26 protein-coding genes are annotated in these 26,673 nt (G+C 66.6%); 10 read left to right on the forward strand and 16 right to left on the reverse strand.

Features of this window, described 5'->3' with window-relative positions; all coding sequences use genetic code 11:
• Positions 1–63 precede the first annotated feature (63 nt).
• A complete protein-coding gene (gene hrpA, locus ACOI2T_RS00595; protein ID WP_409504055.1) occupies positions 64–3,948 on the forward strand; it encodes an ATP-dependent RNA helicase HrpA in 3,885 nt (1,294 codons plus the stop codon).
• Here hrpA and ACOI2T_RS00600 read toward each other — a convergent pair.
• Genes ACOI2T_RS00600 through ACOI2T_RS00620 form a run of 5 tightly spaced genes read right to left on the reverse strand, consistent with a single transcriptional unit; the run spans position 3,945 to position 8,715 of the window.
• Positions 3,945–4,850: a fumarylacetoacetate hydrolase family protein gene (locus ACOI2T_RS00600; RefSeq protein ID WP_409504056.1), complete on the reverse strand. Its 906-nt coding sequence runs from the start codon at positions 4,848–4,850 to the stop codon at positions 3,945–3,947. The genes hrpA and ACOI2T_RS00600 overlap by 4 nt on opposite strands.
• Positions 4,847–5,677 carry an alpha/beta fold hydrolase gene (locus ACOI2T_RS00605; protein ID WP_409504057.1) on the reverse strand — a complete coding sequence of 277 codons (831 nt, stop codon included), beginning with the start codon at positions 5,675–5,677 and terminating at the stop codon, positions 4,847–4,849. Before ACOI2T_RS00605 ends, ACOI2T_RS00600 begins: the two co-directional genes overlap by 4 nt.
• Positions 5,678–5,724: 47 nt before the next feature.
• Positions 5,725–6,933, reverse strand: a complete 1,209-nt coding sequence (locus ACOI2T_RS00610) for an acyl-CoA dehydrogenase family protein (RefSeq protein WP_409504058.1) — start codon at positions 6,931–6,933, stop codon at positions 5,725–5,727.
• Complete coding sequence (locus ACOI2T_RS00615; RefSeq protein ID WP_409504059.1) at positions 6,896–8,086, reverse strand: acyl-CoA dehydrogenase family protein; 1,191 nt, start codon at positions 8,084–8,086, stop codon at positions 6,896–6,898. Before ACOI2T_RS00615 ends, ACOI2T_RS00610 begins: the two co-directional genes overlap by 38 nt.
• Before the next feature lie 47 nt (positions 8,087–8,133).
• Entirely contained in the window at positions 8,134–8,715 is a 582-nt protein-coding gene (locus ACOI2T_RS00620) for an NADPH-dependent FMN reductase (protein ID WP_409504060.1), read from the reverse strand.
• Positions 8,716–8,812: 97 nt separating this feature from the next.
• On the opposite strand from ACOI2T_RS00620, the gene ACOI2T_RS00625 reads away from it, so the two are divergent.
• Together ACOI2T_RS00625 and ACOI2T_RS00630 are read left to right on the forward strand one after the other, a co-directional pair.
• The gene (locus tag ACOI2T_RS00625; RefSeq protein ID WP_409504061.1) at positions 8,813–9,415 is read left to right on the forward strand and encodes a TetR/AcrR family transcriptional regulator; all 603 of its coding nucleotides are present in this window, start codon (positions 8,813–8,815) and stop codon (positions 9,413–9,415) included.
• Positions 9,416–9,426: 11 nt separating this feature from the next.
• A complete protein-coding gene (locus tag ACOI2T_RS00630; RefSeq protein WP_409504062.1) occupies positions 9,427–10,557 on the forward strand; it encodes an FAD-dependent oxidoreductase in 1,131 nt (376 codons plus the stop codon).
• Here the strand turns inward: ACOI2T_RS00630 and ACOI2T_RS00635 are convergent.
• Positions 10,533–10,952, reverse strand: coding sequence for a cupin domain-containing protein (locus ACOI2T_RS00635; RefSeq protein WP_409504063.1), 420 nt, complete (start codon positions 10,950–10,952; stop codon positions 10,533–10,535). The two genes, ACOI2T_RS00630 and ACOI2T_RS00635, sit on opposite strands and share 25 nt — an antisense overlap.
• 74 nt (positions 10,953–11,026) lie before the next feature.
• On the reverse strand, positions 11,027–11,917 hold the full coding sequence (locus tag ACOI2T_RS00640; protein WP_409504064.1) for a LysR family transcriptional regulator: 891 nt from the start codon (positions 11,915–11,917) through the stop codon (positions 11,027–11,029).
• An 83-nt stretch (positions 11,918–12,000) separates the two neighbouring features.
• Between ACOI2T_RS00640 and ACOI2T_RS00645 the strand changes: the two genes are divergently transcribed.
• Entirely contained in the window at positions 12,001–13,032 is a 1,032-nt protein-coding gene (locus ACOI2T_RS00645) for an alpha/beta fold hydrolase (RefSeq protein WP_409504065.1), read from the forward strand.
• A gap of 2 nt (positions 13,033–13,034) precedes the next feature.
• On the opposite strand, the gene ACOI2T_RS00650 is transcribed toward ACOI2T_RS00645, so the two are convergent.
• Both ACOI2T_RS00650 and ACOI2T_RS00655 read right to left on the reverse strand, forming a co-directional pair.
• Complete coding sequence (locus ACOI2T_RS00650; RefSeq protein ID WP_409504226.1) at positions 13,035–14,081, reverse strand: esterase family protein; 1,047 nt, start codon at positions 14,079–14,081, stop codon at positions 13,035–13,037.
• A 128-nt stretch (positions 14,082–14,209) separates the two neighbouring features.
• A complete protein-coding gene (locus ACOI2T_RS00655) occupies positions 14,210–15,088 on the reverse strand; it encodes a helix-turn-helix transcriptional regulator (protein ID WP_409504066.1) in 879 nt (292 codons plus the stop codon).
• A gap of 73 nt (positions 15,089–15,161) precedes the next feature.
• Here ACOI2T_RS00655 and ACOI2T_RS00660 point away from each other — a divergent pair, with 73 nt between their 5' ends.
• The gene (locus tag ACOI2T_RS00660; protein ID WP_409504067.1) at positions 15,162–15,755 is read left to right on the forward strand and encodes a methyltransferase domain-containing protein; all 594 of its coding nucleotides are present in this window, start codon (positions 15,162–15,164) and stop codon (positions 15,753–15,755) included.
• Here the strand turns inward: ACOI2T_RS00660 and ACOI2T_RS00665 are convergent.
• From ACOI2T_RS00665 to ACOI2T_RS00680, 4 genes are read right to left on the reverse strand one after another with little or no spacing between them, the layout of a single operon-like run.
• Positions 15,724–17,664, reverse strand: coding sequence for a CocE/NonD family hydrolase (locus ACOI2T_RS00665; protein WP_409504068.1), 1,941 nt, complete (start codon positions 17,662–17,664; stop codon positions 15,724–15,726). The genes ACOI2T_RS00660 and ACOI2T_RS00665 overlap by 32 nt on opposite strands.
• Positions 17,665–17,717: 53 nt before the next feature.
• A complete protein-coding gene (locus ACOI2T_RS00670; protein ID WP_409504069.1) occupies positions 17,718–18,719 on the reverse strand; it encodes a hypothetical protein in 1,002 nt (333 codons plus the stop codon).
• 9 nt (positions 18,720–18,728) lie between these two features.
• Complete coding sequence (locus ACOI2T_RS00675) at positions 18,729–20,048, reverse strand: Dyp-type peroxidase (RefSeq protein ID WP_409504070.1); 1,320 nt, start codon at positions 20,046–20,048, stop codon at positions 18,729–18,731.
• A 10-nt stretch (positions 20,049–20,058) separates the two neighbouring features.
• Positions 20,059–20,619, reverse strand: a complete 561-nt coding sequence (locus tag ACOI2T_RS00680) for a hypothetical protein (RefSeq protein WP_409504071.1) — start codon at positions 20,617–20,619, stop codon at positions 20,059–20,061.
• Between the two features lie 242 nt (positions 20,620–20,861).
• On the opposite strand from ACOI2T_RS00680, the gene ACOI2T_RS00685 reads away from it, so the two are divergent.
• Positions 20,862–21,155, forward strand: a complete 294-nt coding sequence (locus ACOI2T_RS00685) for a hypothetical protein (RefSeq protein ID WP_084356844.1) — start codon at positions 20,862–20,864, stop codon at positions 21,153–21,155.
• Positions 21,156–21,208: 53 nt separating this feature from the next.
• Entirely contained in the window at positions 21,209–21,580 is a 372-nt protein-coding gene (locus ACOI2T_RS00690; RefSeq protein ID WP_409504072.1) for a heme-binding protein, read from the forward strand.
• 35 nt (positions 21,581–21,615) lie between these two features.
• Here the strand turns inward: ACOI2T_RS00690 and ACOI2T_RS00695 are convergent, their stop codons facing one another.
• Entirely contained in the window at positions 21,616–22,527 is a 912-nt protein-coding gene (locus tag ACOI2T_RS00695; RefSeq protein ID WP_409504073.1) for a LysR substrate-binding domain-containing protein, read from the reverse strand.
• A 28-nt stretch (positions 22,528–22,555) separates the two neighbouring features.
• Here ACOI2T_RS00695 and ACOI2T_RS00700 point away from each other — a divergent pair, with 28 nt between their 5' ends.
• From ACOI2T_RS00700 to ACOI2T_RS00710, 3 genes are all read left to right on the forward strand, one after another.
• Positions 22,556–23,491: an SDR family oxidoreductase gene (locus tag ACOI2T_RS00700; protein ID WP_409504074.1), complete on the forward strand. Its 936-nt coding sequence runs from the start codon at positions 22,556–22,558 to the stop codon at positions 23,489–23,491.
• Positions 23,492–23,568: 77 nt separating this feature from the next.
• Complete coding sequence (locus tag ACOI2T_RS00705) at positions 23,569–24,333, forward strand: SDR family oxidoreductase (protein ID WP_421875576.1); 765 nt, start codon at positions 23,569–23,571, stop codon at positions 24,331–24,333.
• Between the two features lie 147 nt (positions 24,334–24,480).
• Positions 24,481–25,410 (forward strand): aromatic alcohol reductase, encoded by a 930-nt coding sequence (locus ACOI2T_RS00710; RefSeq protein ID WP_409504076.1) that lies wholly within the window; start codon positions 24,481–24,483, stop codon positions 25,408–25,410.
• A 24-nt stretch (positions 25,411–25,434) separates the two neighbouring features.
• Here ACOI2T_RS00710 and ACOI2T_RS00715 read toward each other — a convergent pair whose 3' ends face one another.
• Positions 25,435–26,124, reverse strand: a complete 690-nt coding sequence (locus ACOI2T_RS00715) for an SDR family oxidoreductase (protein WP_409504077.1) — start codon at positions 26,122–26,124, stop codon at positions 25,435–25,437.
• A gap of 67 nt (positions 26,125–26,191) precedes the next feature.
• Positions 26,192–26,641, reverse strand: coding sequence for a winged helix-turn-helix transcriptional regulator (locus tag ACOI2T_RS00720; protein ID WP_409504078.1), 450 nt, complete (start codon positions 26,639–26,641; stop codon positions 26,192–26,194).
• Between the last annotated feature and the right edge of the window lie 32 nt (positions 26,642–26,673).

Raw genomic sequence — 26,673 nt, forward strand, 5'->3', positions numbered from 1 at the left:
CCATCTTGCCGGTCCCGTGCTCGGCGAAAAATCGGGTTGCTGCGGTCGCCTATCCTGGTTCCAGTGTCGGACCGTCAAGAGCTGCGTGAGCTGCGTGCGCGTCTCGATGGCCTGACCTTCCGAGACGCGTCGCGGCTCGGTCGCCGGCTGAGGAATCTTCGCGACGGCAACCTCGACAAGATCGCCGAGCAGATCGCCGAGGCCGAGGCTCTCGTCCTCACCCGGCAGGCGGCCGTCCCGAAGATCACCTATCCGGACCTGCCGGTCAGCGAGCGCCGCGACGATCTGGCGAAGGTCATCTCCGAGAACCAGGTCGTGGTCGTCGCCGGCGCAACCGGCTCCGGTAAGACGACGCAGCTGCCCAAGATCTGTCTCGAGCTCGGCCGGGGCATCCGCGGCACGATCGGCCACACGCAGCCCCGCCGGCTCGCGGCCCGTACGGTCGCACAACGCATCGCCGACGAGCTCGGCACGCCGCTCGGGGAGGCCGTGGGCTACACGGTCCGGTTCACCGATCAGGCCAGCGACGCCACGCTCGTCAAGCTCATGACCGACGGCATCCTGCTCGCCGAGATCCAGCGCGACCGGCGCCTGCTGCGCTACGACACGCTGATCCTCGACGAGGCCCACGAGCGCAGCCTCAACATCGACTTCCTCCTCGGCTATCTACGCGAGTTGCTGCCGCGGCGCCCCGACCTCAAGGTGATCGTCACCTCGGCAACCATTGAGCCAGAACGGTTCTCGGCCCACTTCAACGATGCACCGATCGTCGAGGTGTCCGGCCGGACCTATCCGGTCGAGATCAGGTATCGGCCCCTGGAAGTTCCGGTTGCCGTTGACGACACCGAGGACCCGGACGATCCCGACCACGAAATCGTCCGCACGGAGCCACGCGATCAGACCGAGGCGATCGTCGACGCGGTCCGCGAGCTGGAGGCCGAGCCGCCGGGCGATGTGCTGGTGTTCCTGTCCGGCGAACGTGAAATCCGCGACACCGCAGAGGCTCTGAAAGATCTCCGGAACACCGAGATATTGCCGCTGTACGCCCGGCTGCCCACCGCCGAGCAGCAACGCGTGTTCCAGCCGAGCCGCACCGGCAGGCGGGTTGTGCTGGCGACTAACGTCGCCGAAACCTCACTGACGGTCCCGGGTATTCGATATGTCGTCGACCCGGGGACCGCCCGCATCTCGCGCTACAGCCGCCGCACCAAGGTGCAGCGGCTGCCGATCGAACCGATTTCGCAGGCGTCGGCGGCGCAACGTGCGGGCCGGTCGGGACGTACCGCGCCGGGCGTGTGCATCCGGCTGTACTCCGAGGAAGACTTCGAATCCCGCCCGCGCTATACCGATCCGGAGATCCTGCGCACGAATCTCGCCGCGGTCATATTGCAGATGGCCGCACTGCAGCTCGGTGACATCGCCGACTTCCCGTTCCTGGATCCGCCGGACGCGCGCAGCATCCGTGACGGCGTTCAGCTGCTGCAGGAGCTGGGTGCATTCGACGAGGCTGGTGCACTCACCGATGTGGGCCGGCGCCTGTCCCGCTTGCCGCTCGACCCGCGTATCGGACGCATGATCTTGCAGGCCGACGCCGAAGGTTGCGTGCGCGAGGTGCTCGTGTTGGCCGCCGCGCTGTCGATCCCCGACCCGCGCGAGCGGCCCACCGATCGCGAGGAGGCGGCCCGCCAGAAACATGCCAGGTTCGCCGACGAGCACTCCGATTTCATCTCCTACCTGAACCTCTGGAACTACCTGCGCGAGCAACGAAACCAACTTTCGGGCAGCGCTTTCCGGCGGATGTGCCGCGAGGAGTTCCTGCATTACCTGCGCATCAGGGAGTGGCAGGACCTCGTCGGTCAGTTGCGCAGTATCGCCCGCGATATCGGGATTCGCGAGAGCGATGAACCCGCGGAACCGGCCAGTATCCATGCCGCGCTCACCGCCGGGCTGCTCTCCCACGTCGGGTTGCGGGAAGGCGAGACACGGGATTACACGGGAGCCCGCAACTCCAAGTTCGTTCTCGCGCCCGGCTCGGTGCTGACCAAGAAACCGCCACGGTGGATCGTCGTCGCCGACCTGGTGGAGACCAGCAGGCTCTTCGGCCGGATCGCCGCGCGCGTCGAGCCCGAGGCCATCGAGCGGGTGGCCGGCCATCTGGTGCAGCGCACCTACAGCGAACCGCACTGGGACGCCAAACGCGGTGCGGTGATGGCCTTCGAGCGAGTGACCCTCTACGGGTTGCCGCTCGTGCCGCGCCGCCGGGTCGGGTATGCACAGATCGACCCTGTGGTGTCGCGTGAGCTGTTCATCCGTCACGCGCTTGTCGAGGGTGATTGGCAGACGCGCCACCACTTCTTCCGCGACAACGCAAAACTGCGCGAAGAACTCGAAGAGATCGAAGAGCGCGCCCGGCGGCGCGACCTGTTGGTCGACGACGACGAGATATACGCGCTGTACGACGCGCGAATTCCGGCCGACATCGTGTCGGCCCGCCACTTCGACGGCTGGTGGCGCAAGCAGCGCCACAAGACTCCGGATCTGTTGACCTTCACCCGCGACGATCTGCTGCGCACCGACGACGCCGCCGAGCATCCAGACACCTGGCAGACCGGCGATCTCGAACTGCCGCTCACGTATCGCTTCGAGCCGGGAGCCGAAGACGACGGGGTGACCGTGCACGTCCCGGTGGGCGTGCTGGCGCGACTCGGCGGCGAGGGCTTCGCGTGGCAGGTCCCGGCAATGCGCGAAGAACTGGTCACCGCGCTGATCAAATCGTTGCCGAAAGATCTGCGGCGCAACTTCGTACCCGCGCCGGACACCGCGCGGGTGATCCTGCCCGACCTCGATCCGTCGGCCGGATCCCTCTTGGACGAGGTACAGCGCGAACTCCGCAGGCGCAGCGGCATTCTCGTGCCGATCGACGCATTTGATCTGACCAAGATCCCGAACCATCTACGGTTGACGTTCGCCGTCGAATCCACTGACGGCAAAGAGGTGGCCCGCGGCAAGGACATCGACGTGCTGCGTGAGCAGTTGGCGGTTCCCGTCGCGCAGGCTGTCGCCGACGCACTGGGTGGTGACCTGGAACGCACGGGTCTCAAGGCATGGCCCGACGACCTCGACGAGTTGCCCCGCACCGTGGAGAACGTCAGCGGCGGGCACACCGTGCGCGGTTACCCGGCATTCGTCGACACCGGGAAAGCCGTTGACGTCAAGGTGTTTGCCAGCCAGGCCGAACAGGCGGCGGCGATGGGCCCCGGGCTGCGCCGGCTGCTGCGGCTGGCGGCGCCGTCGCCGGTCAAGGCCATCGAACGGGGACTCAGCACGCGCGCCCGGCTGTCGCTCAACGCGAACCCCGATGGGACGCTCGCCGCACTGCTCGACGACTGTGCCGATGCTGCCGCCGATGTGCTGATCCGCAAACCCGTATGGACGAAGGCGGAGTTCAGAGGACTGGTCGAGCGAGCCGCGAAAGAACTCGGGCCCACCACGCAGGCCGCGGTGAGCCGCGTCGAGAAGGTGCTGGCCGCCGCGCACGAGGTCGGTATGGCGCTGCCCGACAAACCGCCGGCCGCGCAGGCCGACGCGGTCGCCGATGTCCGTTCGCAATTGGACCGGCTGCTGCCCAACGGTTTTGTGACGATTGCCGGTGTCGCCCGGTTGGCTGACCTCGTCCGGTACGTCACGGCGGCTGCTCGGCGGCTCGAACGGTTGCCGCACGCGATCGCGGCCGACCGTGAGCGGATGGCCCGTGTGCACGCCGTCGAGGATGCCTACGACGATCTGGTGCGTGCGCTGTCGCCGGCGCGGGCCGAAGCCGCCGACGTCCGCGAGATCGCCTGGCAGATCGAGGAGTTGCGCGTCAGCCTGTGGGCCCAGCAGCTCGGCACCCCACGGCCGGTGAGCGAACAGCGGATCTACAAGGCCATCGACGCGGTCACCCGTTAACGGATCGTGTGCTCGATGCAGCCGATACCGTCGAGGGTCAACGCGAGCGTGTCACCGGGCCGCAGCCAATGCCCGGTCTCCATGCCACTGCCGCCCGGCAGGGTGCCGGTGCCGAAAACCTCGCCCGGATAGAGCGGTTCGCTGCGGGACGCATGCGCGAGCACGTCGCCGAGGCTGTGTTGCATGCCGGCGCTGTGTACGGTGCTGACTACAGAACCGTTGAGCGACACCGACCCGGTGAGGGAATCGATCCGAGGCAGGATTTCGTCGGCGGTGACCGCGGTGTCCGACATCGAACTGGCGAAGTGTTTGGACTTCTGCGGCCCGAGACCGCTGAGCATCTCGGGGCGCTGGACGTCGCGCGCGCTGAAGTCGTTGAGCACCACGAAAGCGCCGATCGCGGCGGACGCTTCTGCCGTGGTGGCGTTGAACAGCGGTGCGGCCAGGACGAAGCCGATCTCGAGTTCGAAGTCCAGTGCCTGCGAATAGTCGGGCACCGGCACCGCAGTTCCGGTCGGCACGAACGTTTGGGCGTTGGACATGTAGTAGATGGGCTGCCGATAGAACAACGGTTTCGGTTTGAACTGAGGCACTGGCCGGCCCGTGACCCGCTCGAACGCAGACGTCAACCGGAACAGCCCGGGATGAAACCGTCGGATCAGCCCGCGCGCAGCATCGATGTTGTGCTGCTCGTACAGCATGAAGTCGCGAAACGACAGGGGTTGGAACGGCAGCAGATACTCACTGTGCTCCAGTTGACGGTCCGCGGCCGCGATCTGCCAGGTATCATCGAACACCTGGCCGCCCAGCGGGGTGACATCGTCACAGCGCACCCAGTTACCCTCGGAATCAAGGGTTTCCACCTGCAGACCGGTCGACGTACGGACGCGGCGCAGCTTCACTCGTGACCTCCTGGTTGGCGGCGGAGAAAGTTCGTCAGGTAGCCGGCCACCACGTCGGGTTGCTCAAGCCAGGGCCAGTGCCCGGCGCCGGGAACCGCATGGATCTCGCAGTGCCGGAAGATCCGCCGATAGTCGTCGGTCTGCTCGAACGGTACATAGTGGTCGTCGGCGCCCCACACGATCAGGACGTTCCTGTCGAAGTCTGCCAGCCGATCGACATACGGGGCAATCGCATCGGGACCGGTGGACCGGTACAGCTTGAGCACCGCGTCAGGCGTACCCGGGGCGAACATGTGCTCGGCGATCGCGGCCACCGCATCCGGCGGTAAGCCGGGATCGCGAGAAGCCAACACCTTCCGAAGGATGGCCGGATTGCCCACGCGGGTGAGCATCTCGGCCAGCACCGGGGTGCGCCACAGCTTGGCGGCGAAGTGGTCGATCACCACGGGAGCGTTGATCAGCGTGATGCTGGCGACCGAGTCGAGGTGATCGACCGCCCATGCCAGCGCCCACGGTCCGCCGAAGTCGTGCGCGACGAGATGTGCTCGCCGCACACCGAGTTGGCGCAGCAGCCCATCGAGATGGGCAGCGTAGGCCGCGACGGTGTAGGGCCATTGCGCAGGCTTGTCGGCTGCGCCGAAACCGGGCATCTCCGGCGCTATGACACAGGCGAATTCGGAGATCGGCTCCAGCAGCGCATCCCAGCGCGCCCCCGCGTTGTTTCCGTGCACGAACACGACGGTCTCCGGACTGTCGGCGCCGCCGACGAGAACCGGCGACCGCACTCCCTCCACGGCCAGCGTGCGGAGTTCAGGAGCGTTGTCCATCAGCGGATACTACGGTCGCACCCCGTCCGCCGGACGCTTTCAACCGATCAGCTCGTGCCGGTTGCGATGTGCGGCACCCGATCCGCTTCGGCACCGTCGAGGACCAGTTCGGCAACCCGTGACCGGTGGGCCTCGGCGCTGCCCAACAGCGCGGCGTCCGTGGTGGCCCTCTTCAGGTACAGATGCGCCTGATGTTCCCACGTGAACCCGATGCCGCCGTGCACCTGGATGGTGTCGGCCGCGACCTTGGCGAACGCCGCCGAGGCCGTCGCCTGGGCGATGCTCGCCGCGAGCGCCGGGTCGTCGGTGCCATCGGTGAGCGCCCACACCGCGTGATACGCCGTCGACCTGGCGTGCTCGATGTCGACCAGGCAGTCCGCCAGGCGGTGCTTGACGGCCTGGAACGATCCGATCGGCCTGCCGAACTGCAAGCGCGACTTCGCGTACGCGACCGACAGATCGAGCAAATGCCGTGCGGCACCGACCTGTTCGGCCGCCAGCAGTGCCGAGGCGACCTGAAGAGCATGGGTGATGACGCGCTCGGCCTCGTCGGGTCCGGCCAGCAACTGTGCGGGCGCGTGCGTGAACTCGAGGTTGGCCTGCGGTCGGGTCAGGTCCAGCGTGACCAACGGCGTGCGCTGCACGTCGGATGCGTCGACGGCATACAGCGCAACGCCATCGGGTCCGGTGGCCGCCACCAGGACGACGTCCGCCGCGTCACCGTCGACCACGCGCTCCACCGTCCCGGTGAGGGTCCCGTCGCCGGCGGTGACGGTCACGAGCGCGGCGTCGAACGCACCGGCGCGGTCGGGCACGGCGAACGCGGCGGTCCTGGTGCCTTCGGCGAGCGCGCTGAGCAACTCGTCGCGAACCGGGCCTGCCGAGGCGGCGACGAGCGCGGGGATCGCCAGAAACACCGTGCCGAACACCGGCCCGCACGCGAGTACGGCGCCGAGCTCCTCGACCGCGATCGCCTGATCGACGAGTGTGCCGCCGGCTCCGCCGTCGGCCTCGGGCACCGCCAGACCGAGCACTCCGAGTTCGGTGCCCAGCCGCGCCCATACCTTCGGATCGAAGCGGGGTTCGCATTCCATGAGCGTCCGCACGGTCTGCTCATCGAAGTTCTCGCCGCAGAACCTACGCACCGCCGCCCGCAGCTGAACCTGCTCATCGGTGAGGCTAAATTCAGCGCCCTCAATGGGCTGATCCGCAAGCTCCTCAGCCACGCGGGATCTCCTTCCACGGCATACCAGCATCCGCCCGCAGATCACCGGGCAACCCGAGGATCCGTTCGCCCAGAATGTTGCGCATCACCTCGGACGTACCGCCTTCGATGGTGTTGGCCTTGCTGCGCAGGAACCGCTGTTGGATGGGTCCGCGCCAGTCTGCGCCGTCGCCCTCGCCCATGCCGTAGCCGTGGTAGAGAATGCCTTCCGGCCCAAGCAGATCCATGCACCACTGATAGATGTGCTGGTTGAGCTCGGCCCCGACGAGTTTGCCGATCGAGCCCTCCGGTCCGGGCCCGCCGACGGTGGCCGCCGCGCGTGACCGTTCGGCGGTCAGCCGTTGAGCCTCCGAGCGCAGCCACAGCTGCGTGAGCCGGTCCCGTAAGACCGGCGTGTGGAGATCGGGGCGGGAAGCCCACAGTGCCACGGCATCTGAGATGGTGCCTGCGCCGCGCCGGCTGCCGCTGCCGCCGAGTGCGCTGCGCTCGTTCATGAGTGTCGTCATCGCGACGCGCCAGCCGTCACCCACCTCGCCGAGCCGGTGCGCATCGGGAATCCGGGCGTCGGTCAAGTAGACCTCGTTGAACTCGGCCTGACCGGTCAACTGCCGCAGCGGCCGGGTCTCGACGCCCGGCGCGTGCATGTCCAGCACGAAGTACGTGAGCCCTTTGTGCTTGGGCACATGGGGATTGGTGCGGGCCAGCAGCAGACCCCACCGCGCCCGGTGCGCGAGGCTCGTCCACACCTTCTGCCCGTTGACCACCCAGTCGTTGCCGTCCCGCACGGCCGAGGTGGCCAGCCCCGCCAGGTCGGACCCGGCGCCCGGTTCGGAGAAGAGCTGGCACCAGATGTGTTCGGTGCTGGCCAGCGGCCGCAGCCACGACCGCTTGAGTTCCTCGGACTGTGCGTGCTCACGCACGGTGGGTGCGGCCATGCCGTAACCCATCGGGTTCAGACCGAGCGGCACGGGCCCACCCGCACCCTGCAGGATGCGGTCGGCCACGGCCTGCAGACCCCGCGACACCCCGAGGCCGCCCAGGCCTTCCGGGAAGTGCACCCAGGACAGGCCGGCGTCGTAGCACGCGGCCAGATACTCCGGAATCGGTACTTTCTTCGGGTCGTGGTCTGCCACGACCCGGCGGGCGAGGTCGGCGACCCGGTCCGCATCAGCGACGCTGCTCATCCAGTCACGATAGGGAACGGGTGCCGGCCCCCGGCCACGAGGGCACCTCAGGCGGCGCTCTCCGCGCGTGCGTCCGTCAAAGCGTCGCTCCACCAGAGCAATTCGGACACCAGCAGATCCAGCTTGGCGTCGAGCGACGAGAACAGCGACGGGTCGTAGCTCGGTGCGGTCATGGCGGGCACCAGTACGTCGGGGAGGATGTGCACGGCAGGGCGGATCGGGGCCATGCCGAGTTCGATCGAGACGGTCCGCAACTGTTCGACCACGCGGGCCCCGCCCACGTTGCCCCACCCGACGAAAGCGACGGGCTTGCGGTCCCACTCCACGTACAGGTGGTCGACGGCGTTCTTGAAAACGCCGGTGTAGCCGTGGTTGTACTCGCCGGTGAGCACGATGAACGCGTCGGCCGCATCGATCCGCCTGCCGAACGCGGCGACGGCCTCGGTCGCGTATTGCCGCGGGGTATAGAGCGGGGCGGGCCCGTCGAAGCTCGGCAGGTCGTGATCGCGGATGTCGACCACGTCGACCTCGACACCTGGGCGGTGCACGTGTTCGGCAACCCAAGCGGCCGGCCGGTCGGCGAAGCGGTCCTGGCGCGTGCTGGTGAGGATGACCGCGATTCTGGCCATGAGAAAGCCCTTTCAGAAGTGGGGAAGGCTCCCCGGTTAGTTGGACGTTAACCTTAACGGGGAACCATCCCCGGTTTATTTCCCGCAGGAGGACTCGATGCGCATCGATGCCGCGCGTAACCGGTCGACGGTGCTCGACGCCGCCGAGCAGGTCTTCGCCGAGCAGGGCCTCGACGCCTCGCTCAACGAGATCGCGCGCCGGGCCGGTATCGGCAACGCGACGCTGTACCGGCACTTCCCCACGCGCGGAGCGCTCGTCGACGAGCTGTTCGAGCGGCAGATGGAGCAGTACGTGGCGACGGCTGAGCGAGCCGCGGCGGCCGACGATTCGGGAACCGCCTTCCGTGAGTGTGTGACGGCAACGTGTGAGTTGCAGGCGGCCAACCGCGCGCTGGCCGATCTGCTGGTGTCGACTCGGCCGGTATCGCCGGCTGTCGACGCGCTCCGCCTGCGGCAACACGCGGCGATCGTCGACGTCGTGGAACGCGCGGTGGCTGCCGGCGAGGTGCGCGAAGACCTGCGACCCGCCGATGTCGCGGTGCTCTTGATCGCGAACGCGGGGCTGATCCGGCGCACCGTCGACGACGCACCTGGTGCGTCAGCGCGGTTGGTCGCGCTGTGGCTCGACGGCGCGGCGGGTTCAGGAACCGCTCCGCCGGCTCCCGCCGAAGCGGAGATCAGCCGCGCGTTGCGGCGGTAGCCTCACCGATCGTGGACCGCAAGCGCGTGCTGATCGCCGGATTGGGAGACACCGGCGTGCTCACCGCGATTCGGTTGGCCCGTCGCTTCGATGTCGTCGGCATCTCGGTGAACCCTGGTCTGGTAAGCGGTCAGGAACTGGGCGTGCGGCTCGCCCGTCCGGATGACTGGGCGCGTGACTACTGGATCGGGTTCGACCGGTTCCGCGCACTCGACGGCGTCGGCACGGTGCACGGCACATTGACCGGAGCCGACCTGGCCGCCCGCACCGTCAGCGTCGAGGACGCACACGGCAATCCGCGGTCCGAACATTACGACGCCCTCGTCATCGCGACCGGCGTGACGAACGGCTTCTGGAGACAACCCGTCCTGCAAACGGCTGCCGACGTCGAGGAGGGGCTGCGGGCCGCGCACGACCGGCTGGGCGAATCGCGGTCGGTGGCGGTGATCGGCGGCGGCGCAGCGGCCGTGAGTAGTGCGGCAAACCTCGCCATCCGGTGGCCGGGGACCAGGGTCGCGCTGTACTACCCGGGTGAAAGCCTTCTGCCGCAGCATCATCGGCGAGTTCGGCAACGTATCGAGAGCAGATTGTGCGCCGCGGGCGTGACGTTGCATCCCGGCCATCGGGCGGTCGTGCCCGACGGGTTCGACTGCGACGCCATCACCGCCGACCCGGTGTATTGGAGCACCGGGCAGTCACCCGTGCGGTCTGACGCGGTGCTGTGGGCGATCGGCCGCGTCCGCCCCAACACTGGCTGGCTGCCGAGGAATGTCCTCGATGACCGTAGCTTCGTCCGGGTGACGCCCGAGTTGCAGGTCCCGGGAGCACCCGGGGTGTTCGCGATCGGCGACGTCGCGGCCACCGATCCGCTGCGGTCTTCGGCCCGCAACCGGGCTGACAGGCTTGTGGCAGGCAACGTCGCCGCCTACTTCACCGGCGGCCGGATGCGGGCGTACCGTCCGCCGGCGACCCGCTGGGGTTCGGTGCTCGGCGTGCAGCCGAACGGGCTGGAAGTGTTCGCGCCCAATGGGTTTGCCTTCCGGTTCCCGGCCTGGTCGATCGACCGGATCTTGCAACCGTGGATCGTGCGGCGCGGGATCTACCGGGGCGTGCGTGATCAGTACATGGTGACCAAGGGCTGATCGGCCGGCACCACGTAGGTCGACAGCATGAGCGTGCGAACCGTGCCGACGTTGTGGGCGTTGTGGATCACGCCTGCCGGGATGAGAAACGGATCGCCGGAATGGAGGTGCTGGGTCGGTCGGTCGTCGAAGACCATGTCGACGTCGCCCTGCACGATGTAGCCGATCTCCGGCCCCGGATGGCTGTGGCGCCCGGACTCCTTACCGACCGGGATCTCGACCCGCGTTTGAACGATTTCGAAACCCGGTGTGGGAGCGGGCAACCGCTGCAGTTCGGTCCGTGTCACGCCCGCGGCGGGGCCGTCGGATCCGTTGTCGGCGTGCGCGACCGGTGCCGCGAACACGGCAGTGGTCGTGAGGGTCAGTGCGGCGAGTTTGAGCGAGGTGGGCGTCATGACTCCATCCCAGCCGCGGCAGGCGATCAAGTCCAACGATCATCATCGATGGATTCCATCTCTGGTCGCGATGACTATGCCTCCGCGGCGGCGGTGAGCAGCGTGTCCGCAAGCCGTGCGGTCGCCGGCGTCAACTGCTCGGCCGGCGGCGACGCCAGGTACACCTGCCAGATCACCGGGTCGGCGAGGTCGATCGACTTGAGCTCCGGGAATCGCCACGCCTCGGAGACCGGCATGAACGAGGTGCCCAGGCCGTTGCCGACGAGATCGGCGATGGCCGCGAAACCGGCGGGCACCTCGTACTGGGTGTGGGCCTCGGCGCCCGCGGCGCGGAATGCGTCGTCCATCAATCGCCGCAGTCCGAACTCGGACGGCAGGCCCACGAGGTCCTCTGCGGCGAGTTCACCGAAGCCGACGCGTTTCTTGCGGGCGTAGGCGTGGTCGTCCCGGCATACGAAGACCATGGGCTCTTCGAACAACAGTCGCATGTCGAGTTGCGGCGGGAACCGGTTGGGCACCGAGACAAGGGCGAGATCCAGCGAGCCCTCGATGAGTGCGGTCAGGTAGGCCGATGCACCGGACTGGCTGAGGTGCAAACGGATTCGGACGAACGGATGGGCGCGATGAAAATCGCCGAGGGCCCGGGCGACGCTGATGGGGCCGAATGAGATCAGCGAGCCGAACTCGACCGTGCCCGACAGTGCGCCGCGATATTCACCGATCGACTCGGTGGCTGCACGGGCGGCACGCATGACGTCGTAGGAGTGCGTGAGGAACCGCTCGCCGGCCGCGGTGAGCTTGATCTGCTGGCGGGACCGGTCGAACAGTTCGACGCCGAGTTCGCGCTCGAGCTTTGCGATCGACGTCGAGAGCGCCGACTGGACCACATGGGCGCGATGCGCGGCACGCGTGAAACTCATCTCGCCCGCCACGGCGATGAAGTGCTCGATCTGGCGTAACTCCACCCCATCAAGCTATCGCTGATCTAGATCGAAGTCATCGATGATGATCGTTTGACGTGATGGAGTCCGCCGGGTGGGATGAGCTCATGAGCGGTTTCAGCAGACGACAGTTCGGCCTCATGGCGACGGTGGCCGCCGGCGCGGCGACCCTGGCGGCATGCACGACACAGAGCGGGACGCCCGCCGCCGGCACTGAGGCACCGCCGGCGCCGACGCATACGTTGAACCCGGTCAAGCAGATCACCGCGGGCGACCTCAGCGTCGGTTACACCGAGGCGGGACCTGCCGACGGCACCCCGGTCATCCTGCTGCACGGCTGGCCCTACGACATCCACAGTTATGCAGACGTCTCGGCCCAGCTCGCCGATCAGGGTTTCCGGGTCATCGTGCCCTTCGCGCGGGGGTTCGGGTCGACGCGCTTCGTCTCCGGCGCCACCGTGCGTAACGGTCAGCAGGCCGCACTGGCCAACGACGTCATCGCGTTCATGGATGCGCTGAACATCCCCAAGGCGATCCTCGGTGGTTACGACTGGGGTGGCCGCACGGCCAATGTCGTTGCCGCGCTGTGGCCGCAGCGAGTGTCCGGGCTCGTCGCGGTGAGCGGGTACATCATCGTCAACCTGGCCGCCAACCTGCAGCCGCTCGCGCCGGAGGCCGAACTCGGCTGGTGGTATCAGTACTACTTCGCGACCCCGCGCGGCGAACTCGGGTACCGGCAGAACACCATGGAGTTCAACCGCCTCATCTGGACCAGGGCTTCACCGCTGTGGAAATTCACCGATGCCACATACGATCTCAGCGCCGCCTCGTTCGACAATCCCGACCACGTCGAGATCGTCGTGCACAACTACCGATGGCGTCAGAGCCTGGCACCGGGCGAAAGCCGTTTCGACGCAGACGAAAAGCGGCTGGCCGGCAAGCCGCCGGTCACCGTACCGACCATCACGATCGGCAGCGACTTCGACGGCGCCGCCAAAGATGGTGCCGGCTACCGCAAGCTCTACACCGGCCCCTACGAGCACCGTGTCCTCGACGGCATCGGGCACAACGTACCGCAGGAAGCGCCCGACCAATTCGCAAGTGCCGTGGTCGATGTCAGGGCGATGGGTTCGCGATGACGTCAGCGCGGCAGGATGGCCGGCAGCGCCTGCGCGGGTAGCACCGCGGGCTGTGTGGCCACGCCGGGCACGGGCGCGACGGGCGCGGGTATGGCCGGCATCGGTGCCGCGGGCGCAGCCGGCACCGCCGGGGTGACGCCCACGCCGAGCACCCGCAGCATGTCGGCCTTCATGGCCTGCAGCTGTGCACCCCAGTAGTTCCAGTTGTGCGTGCCGTTGGGCGGGAAGTTGAACACCGCGTTGCGGCCACCCGCGGCGACGTACTTCTGCTGGAATTCCTTGTTGCTGTTGACGGTGATGTTCTCCAGGAACTGCGCGCTGTAGAGCTGGCCGAAGTCGCCGGCCACGTCGAGGTCGCCCGGCGTGCCGTTGCCGCAGTACACCCAGACCGCGGTGTTGTTGGCCACCAGCCGATTGATGTTGACCGTCGGATCGTTGCGCCGCCAGGCCGGGTCGTTGGAAGTGCCCCACATGTCGGTGGCGTTGTAGCCGCCCGCGTCCTTCATGGCGAAGCCGATCATGGTGGGCCACAAGCCCTGTGACGGGTTGAGGAAGCCCGACAGCGCTCCGGCGAAGATGAACTGGTACGGGTGCCAGATCGCGAGGTTGAGTGCCGCACCACCCGACATCGACAGCCCGACGACGGCGTTGCCGGTCGGGGCGACACCGCGATTGGCGGCCAGCCACGCCGGGAGTTCCTGGGTCAGGAAGGTTTCCCACTTGTAGGTCGTGACGCCAGCGCTGCCCGCCGCGGGCCGATACCAGTCGGTGTAGAAGCTGGATTGGCCGCCGACGGGCATCACCACCGAGATCCCCGATTCGTAGTACCACTCGAATGCGGCGGTGTTGATGTCCCAGCCGTTGGCGTCGTCCTGGGCGCGCAGGCCGTCGAGCAGGTACAGCGCGTGCGGCCCACCACCCTGGAACGTGACCTTGATGTCGCGACCCATCGCCGCGGAGGGGATCTGCAGGTACTCGACCGGCAATCCCTCCCGCGAGTACGCCGCGGCGCCGGGTAGCGGTCCGGCCACGCTCAGCGCGGGCAGCATCAGCGCGGCCGCCGCAAAGGCCGCCACGCGGCGTGACAATCGTCCGAGGGCCCTCCGATTCACACCGGCACGCTAACAACGCCGCCAGCGCAACCTCTGGGGCCGCGCCTGCCGTAACCCCTCTGTTATCAAGGCGATTCAGTTCTGATGCCGTTTGTTCCGGTCCGCCGCCACTCGCGTGGCGATATGCCATGTGTCCTGCGGAACTGTCGGCTGAAGTAACCCGCGTCGACCATGCCCACGTGCCTGGCCACCTCGGCGACCGGCAGGTCGGTTCCGGCGAGCAACGCACGTGCGCGGCTCATCCGGCGCTCGACGATCCACTCACCGACGGTGCGCCCGGTGCGCTTGCGCACGAGCGTCGTGAGATGACCGGCTGTCATCCCGACCGCATCGGCGACATCGCGCAGTGACAGCGGCTGCGCCAGTTGACGGTCGATCACCGTGAACACCTCGGCGAGCAGCGGTTCGCCGCTGCGCCGCAAATCGCCAACCACATCGTCCGCCAACCGGGCGAGATCGATCAGCAATATGGTCAGGTAGGCGAGGGTGGCTTGCCGGTAGGCCTCGCGGCGTCCGGCCAGTTCCGCCTCGATGGCGCAGAACATGTTGTCCCACAAGGCCCGTCGATCAACAGGAACGTCCAGTTGCAGTAGCCCACCGGCCCGGCCATGGATGAACGGGAACAACAGCGGATGCGCCTGCCACGCCGGCCACGGCGAGCTCGCGTCATGTCCGAGCGCCGCGGGATCGAAGTACACCCCGACGCCGTCGGATTCGGCGGTCATCGGTCCGGGGTCGACCACCTCTCCTGCGGCGACCACATACGCGACACCCTCGTCATGGATGTACCAGAGCACCGGAAAGTCGTGGATGTGCGGGCCGTGTTCGACCAGATCCCCGCGGCGGCCGCGGGCCACCGACACCGGAGGCGCTTCGCGATCCGTCCAGTAGCGGTAGACGGGGATGCCGTCGCGGTGACGTACCAGGCGGGCCGGATCAGGCATGTGCAAAAGATAATCCCGATAACGCCGATCATCACCCCACTACGGGTATATCCGCACTTGGATGATGGGTGCCATGACCGAATATCATCCACATTTTGTCGGAAACCGGCACGACTACCTGCCCGCCGCCGGTCACGACTTGTTGCTCCCGGCCTATGATCTGCTGACTCGGGCATTGGGCATGGGCCGCGTCTACGCCACGTTGGTCGACGACGCCGATCTGAAGCCCGGGCAACGGGTTGTCGAAATCGGCTGCGGCACCGGGAATCTCACCACACGGGCGAAACGCTCATCTCCGGGCAGCGAGTTCGCCGCCACCGACCCAGACCCGCGCGCGCTGCGACGCGCCCGGCGAAAAGCGAAGGGATTGACCGGTATCCGATTCGAGCGTGCCTATGCGCAGCAGCTGCCGTTCGGCGACGGTGAGTTCGACCGGGCACTGTCGTCGATGATGCTGCACCACCTCGACGATGCGACGAAGGCGGCGGCCGCCGCCGAACTCCTTCGCGTTCTCAAGCCCGGCGGGCTGCTGCACATCGTCGACGTGCGTGGCGATGCCATCCCGCGCGTGTTGGAAGCGGCCGGATTCGATTGCGCCACAACCAGAGCCGAACGCCATCGGGTGATCGGTCAGATCACGTACTATCGCGCGACCCGTCCGCACTGAACGCAACCGGGTCAGCCAGCGGGATGAGCAGGCTGGACGGCGAATCTCCGCCCTGGCTGACCTGGTAAAGCCCGCCGGCGAGCGCTGCACGTGCCGGTTTGGTCGGAACCAGGTGCGGAAAGTCGTAGGTCGTCAGGGTCAATCGCAGCCGATGTCCGGGTTCGATCAGCGCCGCGGTGGGGAAGATGTCGAGGTCGTAGCGCGTGAGCTCGCCCGGGACGACCGGTTGTGCTGCGGCACGGGTGCTCAGATGCTGCGGGCGCAGCACCGTTCCGTCCGGGAGGTACCACGTCGCCTCCGGGTCGAGCGCGCGGTGCGAACCCAGCAGCGCACCCTGTGTCACCGGCCTGCTGACACCCTCGGGTGATACGTCGTCCAGATACGCCACCCAGAGTGTTTCGGCGGTGTTCGCGGTGGCGAACAGCGTCAAGGTGATCGGCCCCGCGATCAGTTGGGCCGTGCGGTATTCCGGCGTCGTGTAGGTCAGAGCCTCGCGCTGCATCCGGCTGTGATCGAGGTCGTAGCGGATCTGTCTGCCGGTCTGAGACACCATGAAACTGCCCATGCCGAGGCTCCACTGCTCCAGGCTGCGCCCCGACATCGGCCCGCGTGCGGTGTAGCGTAGCGGCGCCTCGCTGCGTTCGGCGGCGGCCTCGGTGAGCAAGCCACCGCCTTCTGCCAGGTACAAGCGCGTGGGTGTGGCCTCGGGGAAGGGATATTCGCGCGTGTGGAACCAGTGCGAGTTGCCGATCGGCTGGAATCGCAGCGGGGGCCCGCTCACCGCGGCGTCGTCGGCGTCCTTGAGCCAGCGGTCGAACCACCGCAATTGGATCGCGTGCAGGTGCAGGCCGTCGAGATCCGATACGTGGTACCAGGGACCCATCATCAGCTGGAACTTGTCCGACACCGGCTGACCCGGCTCCATCGGAGCGTTCGGCGGCCGGCCCGCGTACGCGTTCTGCAGCGCGGTGTAGTTGAGCGGCGCGCCGCGCTGGAACGCGTCGTGCCATCCGCCGACCAAGAACACCGCGATGTCGTTCTCGACGATCTTGGGCAACACGTCACTCGCGCGCATGGTGTCCCAGAACGGGCCGTCGAACGCGGTGTCCCCGCCCTGCGCCGCGTCGGCCGTCATCGTGCGGAAGTACGTCCGCTGGTCGCGACCACGCTGCCGCACCGCGGCAAGCCCACCGGCGCGAGGGCGATCGTGGCTGCCGCGCTTGGCGAACTCGAGTGCCGGATTGACGACGTTGAGCAACGAGTACACCGCGCCGTATGCGCGGACCGTGCGCATGTGCGGCACGCCGCCCATCGTCACCACGTCGCGGTAGAAGTCGTTGGCGGCCATGACCGGGAAGATCGCTTTGAGGGGGGAGTCCGGGCCGACCGCAGCCGCGGTGAGGAGCTGGTTGATCGCGAGGTAGGAGATCCCGAACATGCCGACGCGGCCGTTCGAGTTCGGCAGCTTTGCTGCCCAGTTGACCAGGTCGACCCCGTCGGTGACCTGCTCGACGCCCAGCATCTCGAACGATCCGCCCGATACGCCGGTGCCGCGGACATCGGCCATCACCTCGATATAGCCGCGCCGGATGAGGTAGCGGGTGGCACCGCCGCCGATCTGCGCCGCGGGTGGCGGGGCCTTCTTTCCGTACGGGGTGATCGACAGCAGCACCGGGAACGGGCCGACAGCGGGCCGGCCGGTCTCGGGGTCGGTGGGGTAGTGGACATCGGCCCGCAGGACAGTTCCGTCGGACGTGGGAACCGCGACGTTGTGGTGTACGCCGACGCCGTAGCGCGCGGGCCCCGGTGTCCACTCCGGTTGGAGCGGCGACGGGCTTCGCTTCCGCGTACGCGTAGCGGCCCAGCCGACGATGGCCTTCTCACGCCATGCCTGCAATCTGTTCGCCATCGGTCCCCCTTGACTCGTGTCGACAAGGTAGACGGTAAGGCGTGGCGTCGTGGCTATCGCATGGTGGCCAGGTTGTGCCAGAGATTGCGCAGGCTGTCGGTGCCGCCGAACAAGGTCGTGAAGTGGGTCGAGTCGATGAGGAGGATGTCACCGGACCGCTGGCCGGTGGGTGGCATCCAGATCAACGCGTTGAATTCGGTGTTGCCCGATGCCGTGAACGGATGCGGACGGTTGGGGTCGATGCGCTGGCGGCCCAGGACTCGCAGTTGGTCGGTTTCGGGCGCGGTCAGCTCGTAGTGCGGCAGGTGTAGGTGGAAGTTGAACGTGACGACGTTGTCGAGGAGCCGAAGGCTGTCGAGGTCGCGAACTGCGGTGAGTGGTGCGATTTCCTTTGTGCCATTCACCACGGCGGGTCGAAGGCCCCAGGTGTTGTGCACGGGCACGTCCAACGCGTGCATGAGTGAGCGGGTGTACTGGCCGAAGCGTTGCTGACGCGGCACGAGCCGGTCGCCGTGGTGTTTGTACTCGACCTGGCGCTGCGCGTAGTCGTCGGTGAAGCCCACATCGTGATGGGGTGCGAGGAGCAGGCAGGTGCCTTCGCGCTTGAGCCATTCGGTGATTGCCGCGATCTCGTCGGGTGCGGCCACCTGTTGGGACAGGAGATGATCGAGCCCGAACACCATCAGCGTGTCGGTGTCGGCGAGGATGCGGTCGTCGATCGGGAGTTTGTACCCGGCCTGATCGATGCGCTGGAACACCGCGACGGGATGGCCCGTGGCCTCCTCGGCCAGTTCTTGGAACGACAATGTGGACCGGTGGAACAGCTCGAGGGTTCCGGCGATGCCCTGCAGGAAACTGGCCGCGTCGTACTCCGGTGTCTCGTACGCGGGCCACGCGACATTGCGCACCTCGGTCATGGTGGAGAACCGGTTGTAGACCTCGGCCGGATCACGTTGAGATTCCCAGGGATAGCTCCAGGTCCAGTAAATGCTGATCCGCCGCCCGCCGGTGTGTGCCCGGGGCGCATGGTTCTGGTTGTACGTGCGAGCTCGCATTGTGTCCTTCTAGCTGTCGAGCGCAGCGAGGTAGCGCAGGCCGTTGATGCCGGGCAGGAAGAAGTACGCCCCGCCCCGCAACGTCGTGAAAGCCGGGATTCCCTTGTGTACTTTGCGGATCGGGCGTTTCGGAACGGTGAAATCGAGTGTGCCGTCCTGAGTGCCGCAGATCGGGTCGTGTTCATTGCCGAGTTCGTGGAAGGTCTTGTCGTTGATCCAGACGTTCTGCGCGAACTCGAACTGGCGAATCAGGTTGGCGCAGATGATGAATGCGGCGATGCCACGGTCGACGCCGTCGTCGGGTGCGTCGTCCGGCAGTGCGGGGCCGTAGGTGGCACCGCGTCGGATCATCCGACGGCGGTTCATGTAGTGGGCGGTGTCGCGCGGATTGAGGCGGCGGGCATGCGACCCCAGCGGGCATGCGTAGCCGAACGGGTCCATCTCCTTGTAGTTGTAGTCGTTGTTGCGCATCGGATCTGCGCCCAACTCAGGGTCGTCTTTGTCCGGCGCCAGTACGAGCGGCGCGCCGCTGCGCCATCGGCCCATGAACTTGGCGGCCAGCAGTTCCTGCTTGTCCGGAGTGTCGGCATTCTCCCGCAGGTAGTCGCGGAATGCCCCGACATGCTCCTGCAGTCTTCGGTACGCCAGGTAGCTACCGTTGCGGGACAACACCTCTGGCTGCGGCAGGTTGGCGACCGGACCGTCCTCGTCCGGATAGCCGAGAATGAACTCACCCGGCTCCAAGGCCGGGCCGGAGCCCGGCGTCGGTTCTTCGCCCGACCCCTTCATCACGGGTTGTGACAACCGATCTCGGAACCCGAAGTGGTCGTGGGCGTAGTTGAATGGTGGCGTCGCGTTGAGGTCGAGAAACGACAGACTACGGACTCCGTCGGTCCGCGCCAGCAGTTTGTCGTGTTCGGCGATGGAGCGTCGGGATTGTTCGTCGGTGCGCGAGAACAGGATTGCAATCGCGTGGAGGTCTGAGCCGGCCAGGCCGCCGACCCAGTGTTCGGGCGCGTTGGTCCCGGTATCGCCGAGGATGTCGGCGCGAGCCGGCATGCCCTCGCGGAACTCGTCCGGAAACGTCGCAAGGGACTCGTCGGGTACGCCGAGCGCCCGCAGTCCGTTCCAGGTGAACGCCAACGTAACCCAGCGATCGGAGGTGTCCATGGTGGCCTGGACATCCGCCGCCGACTGAACTTTGTCGAGCAACTCGGCCAGCCAGGCCCGGCCGCCTGCGGGCGTGTCGAATGACAGAAACTCGTAGCGCCCGGTGATGGCCGGCGTGCGGGTCAGCAGGATGTGTTGAATGTCATTGAGATCGAGCATCGGGACCGACTCATTGCATCTGATCGAGCATGTGCGAGAACGCAGCCTTGAGTCGCAGTGCTTTCTTTATCTCGTCGGCGGTGACGTAGGGATACTCGCCGTACTCGAGGAAGCTCGGGCACTGGTGCTCACGTACGAACTTGACGAATGCCTCCGGGTTCTCCCGCCAATCCTCGGGAAAGCCTTCGAGGTTGGTGAACACGGTCGTGATACCGGTGGCGCTGAACAACTGCACCGCGTCCTCGGTGTACTTGTCGAAATCGGTGTCGAATATGCCTTGGTACTGGAAATGCAGGCCGGAGCCGACGTCGAACAACACCCACCGCAGGTAGTGCAGGCGTAGCGGTGCCAGCACATCCGGGCTGTCGGCAATTGCCTCCTCGATCTGTTTCCCGTATGCGCGAACCGCCTCTTCGCGGCCTTCTTTCACCTTCGCGATGATGGAAAATCCGTAACAAGCCGGAGTCCGGGGATAGACGGGTCCGTATCGCCCGCGTTCGAGTTCGAAATACCCTTCTTTCGGAATCGCCAAGGCTGCCGGTTTCGTCCAGTCGTGATTGCCGTTGGGCATGGCGCCTCCAAATTCGACCTGTTGGAAGCGGACGGTACACCGGTGACGTCACCTGCACCGACCACTTCGCAATGAACACCGTGGAAAGTTGTCGGGGCTCAGCGGCGACGTCTTTGCTCCTTTTGCAAATACTTGATTTCCGATCGAGTGAAACTGTATTTCGCGCATTGAGCGTGGAATTCGGGCCTATGCTCCGGACAGGGAGCGACAAGCCCCATTTGAATGCACAGAGGGAGACGCCCGTGCGATCAACTCAGCGCTATCTATTGGTGGGTTTGGTGACGGCGGCCAGTCCACTTGCAATCCTTCTCGCAGCGCCACCGGCCATGGCCGACTGCACATACAGCGGCGGGTCCACGGTATGCGCGCAGGGCGAAGTCCGCGGTGCCGACGGAGTGCCGCGGGCCGCGACTCCGGTGGTTCCGTACCCATGCGAATATGACTGGTATTGCGGCACGGAATGGGATCTCGACATCGGCTGGGATCCCGGCGGGGGAGGCGGCATCGATATCGGCCGGCCCGGCCGGCCTCGTTGACCAATCGCGCCAACGCTTTTCACACACTCTCGATACTCGACAAAGGAGCCAACATGACATCCTCAATGCGTTCCCAACGCCGCACAGTCAAGGTGGCGATCGGCACCGGGGCTTTGGCCGGTGCGATGCTGTTCGGCTCGGCCGCCGTGGCGGGAGCCGAACCGCCGCCGGTCCCGCCGCCATGTACGGCAGCCGAACTCGCCCGAGTGATGTCCGGCGTCACGTTCGAGACGTCGAATTACCTCATCGCGCACCCCGACGTGAACGATTTCTTCACCAGCCTCAAAGGTCAGCCCAAGGACCAGATCAAGGCGCAGGTGGACAACTACTTCAACGCCAATCCGACGGTTCGCGACGACCTTCAGCGCATCCGGCAGCCCTCGGCCGACTTCCGTCAACGTTGCGGATTGCCGGCTACCCCCTGATCAACAGCGCGTGGCGACGGTTCTGCCAGACCCGTTCACGCCACGCGTTGCCGAACCGCCGATCGCACGACGTCGCGGATCCATTGATGGCGGCGGTCGTTGTCGAGCGCGGGATGCCAGACCATTCGGTAGGGCAACGTCGCGATCTCGTCCGGGGCGCTCAAGATCCGGAGCTGGTCGGCTGCCATGGGTGTAGCGACGGCCTGGCTCGGCAGGGTGGCGATCAGATCGGTGCCGGGCAGCAGTTGCGTGGCGACCGCGTGGTAGGCCACGGTGACCGCGGGCCGTCGGGGCATGCCGAGTTCGGCCAGCGGCAGGTCGATGTCGGGTTGCAGACCGTCGTGCACGTCGACGATGACGTGGCGGGCACGGCAGTACTCCGGCAGCGCGATGCTTCCGGTGTCAGCCAGCGGGTGATCGGCCGCGACGACACACACGAAGCGTTCGACGAGCAGTTCTTCCGAGTGGAGGTCAGCGGTGGCGAAACCACCGTAGAGGCCCAAATCGATGGCCGAGTTGCGGATCTGGTCCGCGACCCCGTCGGGGGTCCAACTGTGGAAGCGCACCGGCGTATGCGGTGACTGGCGAAGCAGCTCCCCGCAGATCGCCGGCCCGAAGGTCTGCACCCCGTAGTCGGTGGCGGCCAACTGAACCGGCCGTGTCGATGCTCGCGGATCGAAATCTGCTGGCGCGAAGATGGTTTCGAGCTGCGGTAGCACGATGTTCAGTTGGGCCTGGATCGACTCGGCACGGGCGGACAACCGGTAGCCGGTCGAGTCGCGAATCAGCAGAGGATCGTCGAGGAGGCGGCGCAGCCGCTGCAGGGCCCGACTCATCGCCGGCTGGCTCAGGCCCACGCGCTCGGCGGCGCGGGACACCTGCCTCTCTTCGATGAGCGCGACAAGCGGCGGGATCAGATTGAGGTCGATCCGATCAATATGCGCCATGTGCATACACGTCATAGTAAGGATGCATATGACTTATGGGACTGGTGCTGGAACTCTGGTGACCATGAGCCGCGACGTCATCCTGATCACCGGTGCCTCCAGCGGCTTCGGCCGACTCACCGCCGAAGCGCTGGCCAGGGCAGGCCACACTGTCTACGCGTCGATGCGAGACACCGCCGGACGTAACGCCGCGCAAGCGGCCGAGATCGCTGCGATGTCACGACGCGAAGCCATGGACCTGCGGCCGCTGGAACTCGACGTACAGTCCGACCAATCGGCGGCAGACGCGGTGGCACGGGTGGTCGCCGAGGCCGGGCGCCTCGACGTGGTGGTGCACAATGCCGGGCACATGGTGTTCGGTCCGGCCGAGGCCTTCACACCCGACCAGTACGCGAACCTGTTCGACATCAACGTCATCGGGACGCAGCGGGTGAACCGAGCCGCACTGCCACAGCTGCGGCGCCAAGGGCGGGGATTGCTGGTGTGGGTGTCCAGCAGCAGTTCGGCAGGCGGAACGCCGCCCTACCTCGCCCCGTACTTCGCCGTCAAAGCCGCGATGGACTCGCTCGCCGTGTCGTATGCGCGCGAGGTCAGCCGGTGGGGTATCGAGACCTCGATCATCGTCCCTGGCGCATTCACCTCTGGTACCAACCACTTCGCCCATGCGGGTACGCCGGCCGACCAACAAGTCGTCGACGACTACCAGAGCGGGCCGTACCGGGATTTCGGCCCGCAGGTGACAGCGGCGTTCAACTCGATCGTGCCGGCCGACGCCGACGTGTCGGAGGTGGCTCGTGCAATCGTCGACGTGGTCGCGGCGCCGTTCGGCAAGCGGCCGTTCCGCGTTCACATCGATCCGGCCGGTGACGGCGCCGACGTCGGATTCGCGGTACTCGACCGGCTCCGCGCCGAGATGCTGCACCGCGTCGGCTTAGCCGACCTACTGATTACCGCTAGCCGGTAGCAAAGAGTCTTGCCAGCGGCAGCGCGGCCACGACGCGAGCAGCTGAAAATACCCATCGAGAACAGAAAGGCAAGCACATGAAGATCTCAGGCAACACCATCTTCATTCCGGGTTCGACGAGTGGTATTGGTCTGGAACTCGCCCTCGCGCTGCAGGCGAAGGGCAACACCGTCATCGTCGGCGGCAGGCGTACCGAGCTTCTCGACCAGATCGCCTCCGAGCATCCGGAACTCGATACGGTGCAGATCGATGTCGCCGACCCCGCGAGCATCGAGAGTGCGGCCGCGGCCGTGCTCGACAAGCATCCCGACCTCAACGTCGTGATCGCCATGGCAGGCATCATGGCCGTCGAGAACTGGCACAAGCCGGACTCGTTCCTGCGATCGGCGGAGTCCGTCGTCATCACCAATGTGCTTGGCCCCATTCGCCTCATCGCCGCCTTCGTCGAGCATCTGCAGGCGCAGGAAGACGCGACGTTCGTCACGGTGTCGTCCGGGTTGGGGTTCGCCCCGTTGAAAGCGACGCCGAGCTACAACGCGTCCAAGGCCGCCGTCCACATGCTCACCGAATCAGTGCGCCTGCAGCTTTCGGACACCAACGTCAAGTTCGTCGAGCTGATCCCGCCGTCCGTCGCCACCGATCTGATCCCCGGCCAACGCGAGAGCAGCTTCGCGATGCCGCTGGAGGATTTCGTGACCGAGGTCGTCGGTCTGCTGGAAAGCCAACCGGACGCCAAGGAGATTCAGGTCGAGCGGGTGAAGTTCCTGCGCTACGGCGAGGCCCGTGGTGACTACGACCAGGTGGTCGCCACGCTCAATGCCGCAGATCCGCACGGGCATTGAGCCTGAGCTTCGCCGTGGGCTTCACGGCTCACCTGTAGCCGGTACGGCGGCGGAATGATCGCGGCACAGCTGTCGGTTGATCGCAGGGGACGCAGTGCGCACTGAGTCCTCCCTGACCCGAACCAGCAGCATAGGACCGAACTCACGATGCCACCCACCACAGCCGGCCCCGCGATCCTCGTCATCGGCACCGGAGAACTCGGCGCGAGTGTGCTCGCCGCGCTCACCCGCCATGTCGGCGAGCACCCCGGCGCCGCGACGATCAGCGTGCTGTTGCGGCCACCAGCACCCGACACCGGCGGACAACGGGATAGCCGCAGCAAGGAGCTGACCGCCATGGGCATCGCGATCGAGCACGCCGATGTCGCGACCGCTTCGGCCGCCGAACTCGCGGCCATCATGGGCGGCTACGACACCGTCATCAGCTGCATCGGCTTCGCGGCTGGTTCGGGCACCCAGCTCAAACTCGCGCGTGCCGCACTCACCGCTGGCGTGCCGCGTTACTTCCCGTGGCAGTTCGGCGTCGACTACGACGAGATCGGGCGGGGCAGCGCCCAACCGCTGTTCGACGAGCAACTCGACGTCCGCGATCTGCTACGTGACCAGCACACCACGGAATGGGTCATCGTTTCCACCGGCATGTTCACCAGCTTCCTGTTCGAACCCGCCTTCGGTGTCGTCGATCTTGCCGCCAACACCGTGCATGCCCTCGGAAGCTGGGACAACGAAGTCACTCTCACGACGCCGGAAGACATCGGTGTGCTCACCGCCGACATCGTCTTCGCCCAACCCCGGATCCGAGACACGGTCGTCTACCTTGCCGGCGACACGATCAGTTACCGCGAACTCGCCGACATCGTCGACCGGGTCCGGGGAACCACGGTCACCCGTGTGGAGTGGACCACCGAGTACCTGGCCGATCAACTGCGCCGCGATCCGGAGGACACGATGCGCAAGTACCGTGCGGTGTTTGCCCGGTCGAACGGCGTGGCCTGGCCGAAAGCGCAGTCCTACAACGCGTCTCACGGGATCGCTACGACGACGGCCGAGGAATGGGCCCGACGAAATCTCGGGTGACCACCAGACGATTCTGCCGCCGGTCTAGACACTGACGGCCCCGCGGTCGGCGCTCAGGCCGGCCTTCACTTGGCGGGTCAGGTCGTCGCCGAGCACCTCGACCAGGCCGGCTTCCACGCCGTCGAGAGCGGCGGCCGCGACCTGTGCCGGCTCGGCCTTCGGGGCGTCGACGCCTGCGGTCATGTCCGTGTCCATGTAACCGACGTGCAGTGCGGTCACCGCGACGTTCTTCGGGGCCAATTCCTCACGCACAGCATCGGTTTGGGCCCACAGAGCGGCCTTGGCCGCCGAGTACGCGCCGATGCCGGCCGGGTGGATCCAGGACAGCACCGAGGCGACGTTGAGCACGGCGCCGGGCGCGTTGGCGATGAGGTGTGGCGCGAATGCGCGCGTCACGGCCAACGTGCCGAAGTAGTGGGATTCCATCTGGGCACGGATGTCGTCGAGCGGGCCTTCGAGGAGTCCGTTGTAGCTGGCGGTTCCCGCATTGTTCACCAAAAGGGTTGTGTCGCGCGCGATTTCCGACGCCGCGGCAATCGTGGCGGGATCGGTGATGTCGATGCGAACCGGGATGACACCGTCGAGCGTGATGGTTTCTGGGTTGCGCGCAGCGGCGTACACCTTGGCGCCGCGGGCTACGAGTTGTTGGGCCAGATGGCGGCCGAGGCCGCGGTTGGCTCCGGTGACGAACGCGACGGATCCCTGAATCTGCACGGTGACTCCTTGTGAGGCTGACTTGGTTATGTGGAGTTAGAACCGTGCGGTGGAGGGATCTGTTCCCTCAGTTGCCGGTGAGCATCGCCGCGACATCGTCACCGGGTACCTCGTAGCCGAGGTCGTCGATGAACGCGACGTGGACCGGCCGGTCGGTGCGCCGGGCTTTCAGCTCGACGGTGGGGCCCTCGGGGCGGGGCAGGTGGCGGTCGCCCCACTGTTGCAGGGCGCCGACGAGGACGTGGAGCTCACGCCCGGCCGGGGTGAGCCGGTACTCGGGCCTGGCGCGTTGACCAGGCTCTTGATAGGACGTTTTAGTCATCACGCCGTAGTCGACGAGCGTCGCGAGCCGGTCGCTGAGCATGTCGGCGCCGATGCCGAGGCGGGACTGGAAGTCCGCGAATCTCGTCGTGCCCAGCAGTGCCTCGCGAAGGATGAGGATCGTCCATCGTTCACCGAGGACGGCGAGGCTTCGGGCGACAGAACACTGCAAGGTCTCGACGTTCTTTCGTCCCATGCTTCGAGGGTACGACTCTGAGTTGGGAGATC

The organism is Mycolicibacterium wolinskyi str. Jessa 2025, from assembly GCF_049241375.1.
In the GTDB taxonomy this organism is placed as follows: Bacteria; Actinomycetota; Actinomycetes; order Mycobacteriales; family Mycobacteriaceae; genus Mycobacterium; species Mycobacterium wolinskyi.

Bases quoted from the DNA above. Each gene is read 5' to 3' on its own strand.
- ACOI2T_RS00665 (WP_409504068.1), bottom strand. From the start codon at position 17,664: ATGGCGAACAGATTGCAGGCATGGCGTGAGAAGGCCATCGTCGGCTGG.
- ACOI2T_RS00695 (WP_409504073.1), bottom strand. From the start codon at position 22,527: ATGGCGCATATTGATCGGATCGACCTCAATCTGATCCCGCCGCTTGTC.
- ACOI2T_RS00605 (WP_409504057.1), bottom strand. From the start codon at position 5,677: ATGGACAACGCTCCTGAACTCCGCACGCTGGCCGTGGAGGGAGTGCGG.
- ACOI2T_RS00610 (WP_409504058.1), bottom strand. From the start codon at position 6,933: ATGCTGGTATGCCGTGGAAGGAGATCCCGCGTGGCTGAGGAGCTTGCG.
- ACOI2T_RS00650 (WP_409504226.1), bottom strand. From the start codon at position 14,081: ATGCTGCCCGCGCTGAGCGTGGCCGGACCGCTACCCGGCGCCGCGGCG.
- ACOI2T_RS00675 (WP_409504070.1), bottom strand. From the start codon at position 20,048: ATGCTCGATCTCAATGACATTCAACACATCCTGCTGACCCGCACGCCG.
- ACOI2T_RS00635 (WP_409504063.1), bottom strand. From the start codon at position 10,952: ATGACGCCCACCTCGCTCAAACTCGCCGCACTGACCCTCACGACCACT.
- ACOI2T_RS00655 (WP_409504066.1), bottom strand. From the start codon at position 15,088: ATGCCTGATCCGGCCCGCCTGGTACGTCACCGCGACGGCATCCCCGTC.
- ACOI2T_RS00720 (WP_409504078.1), bottom strand. From the start codon at position 26,641: ATGGGACGAAAGAACGTCGAGACCTTGCAGTGTTCTGTCGCCCGAAGC.
- ACOI2T_RS00660 (WP_409504067.1), top strand. From the start codon at position 15,162: ATGACCGAATATCATCCACATTTTGTCGGAAACCGGCACGACTACCTG.
- ACOI2T_RS00615 (WP_409504059.1), bottom strand. From the start codon at position 8,086: ATGAGCAGCGTCGCTGATGCGGACCGGGTCGCCGACCTCGCCCGCCGG.
- ACOI2T_RS00710 (WP_409504076.1), top strand. From the start codon at position 24,481: ATGCCACCCACCACAGCCGGCCCCGCGATCCTCGTCATCGGCACCGGA.
- ACOI2T_RS00620 (WP_409504060.1), bottom strand. From the start codon at position 8,715: ATGGCCAGAATCGCGGTCATCCTCACCAGCACGCGCCAGGACCGCTTC.
- ACOI2T_RS00680 (WP_409504071.1), bottom strand. From the start codon at position 20,619: ATGCCCAACGGCAATCACGACTGGACGAAACCGGCAGCCTTGGCGATT.
- ACOI2T_RS00690 (WP_409504072.1), top strand. From the start codon at position 21,209: ATGACATCCTCAATGCGTTCCCAACGCCGCACAGTCAAGGTGGCGATC.
- ACOI2T_RS00705 (WP_421875576.1), top strand. From the start codon at position 23,569: ATGAAGATCTCAGGCAACACCATCTTCATTCCGGGTTCGACGAGTGGT.
- ACOI2T_RS00645 (WP_409504065.1), top strand. From the start codon at position 12,001: ATGAGCGGTTTCAGCAGACGACAGTTCGGCCTCATGGCGACGGTGGCC.
- ACOI2T_RS00700 (WP_409504074.1), top strand. From the start codon at position 22,556: ATGACTTATGGGACTGGTGCTGGAACTCTGGTGACCATGAGCCGCGAC.
- ACOI2T_RS00625 (WP_409504061.1), top strand. From the start codon at position 8,813: ATGCGCATCGATGCCGCGCGTAACCGGTCGACGGTGCTCGACGCCGCC.
- ACOI2T_RS00670 (WP_409504069.1), bottom strand. From the start codon at position 18,719: ATGCGAGCTCGCACGTACAACCAGAACCATGCGCCCCGGGCACACACC.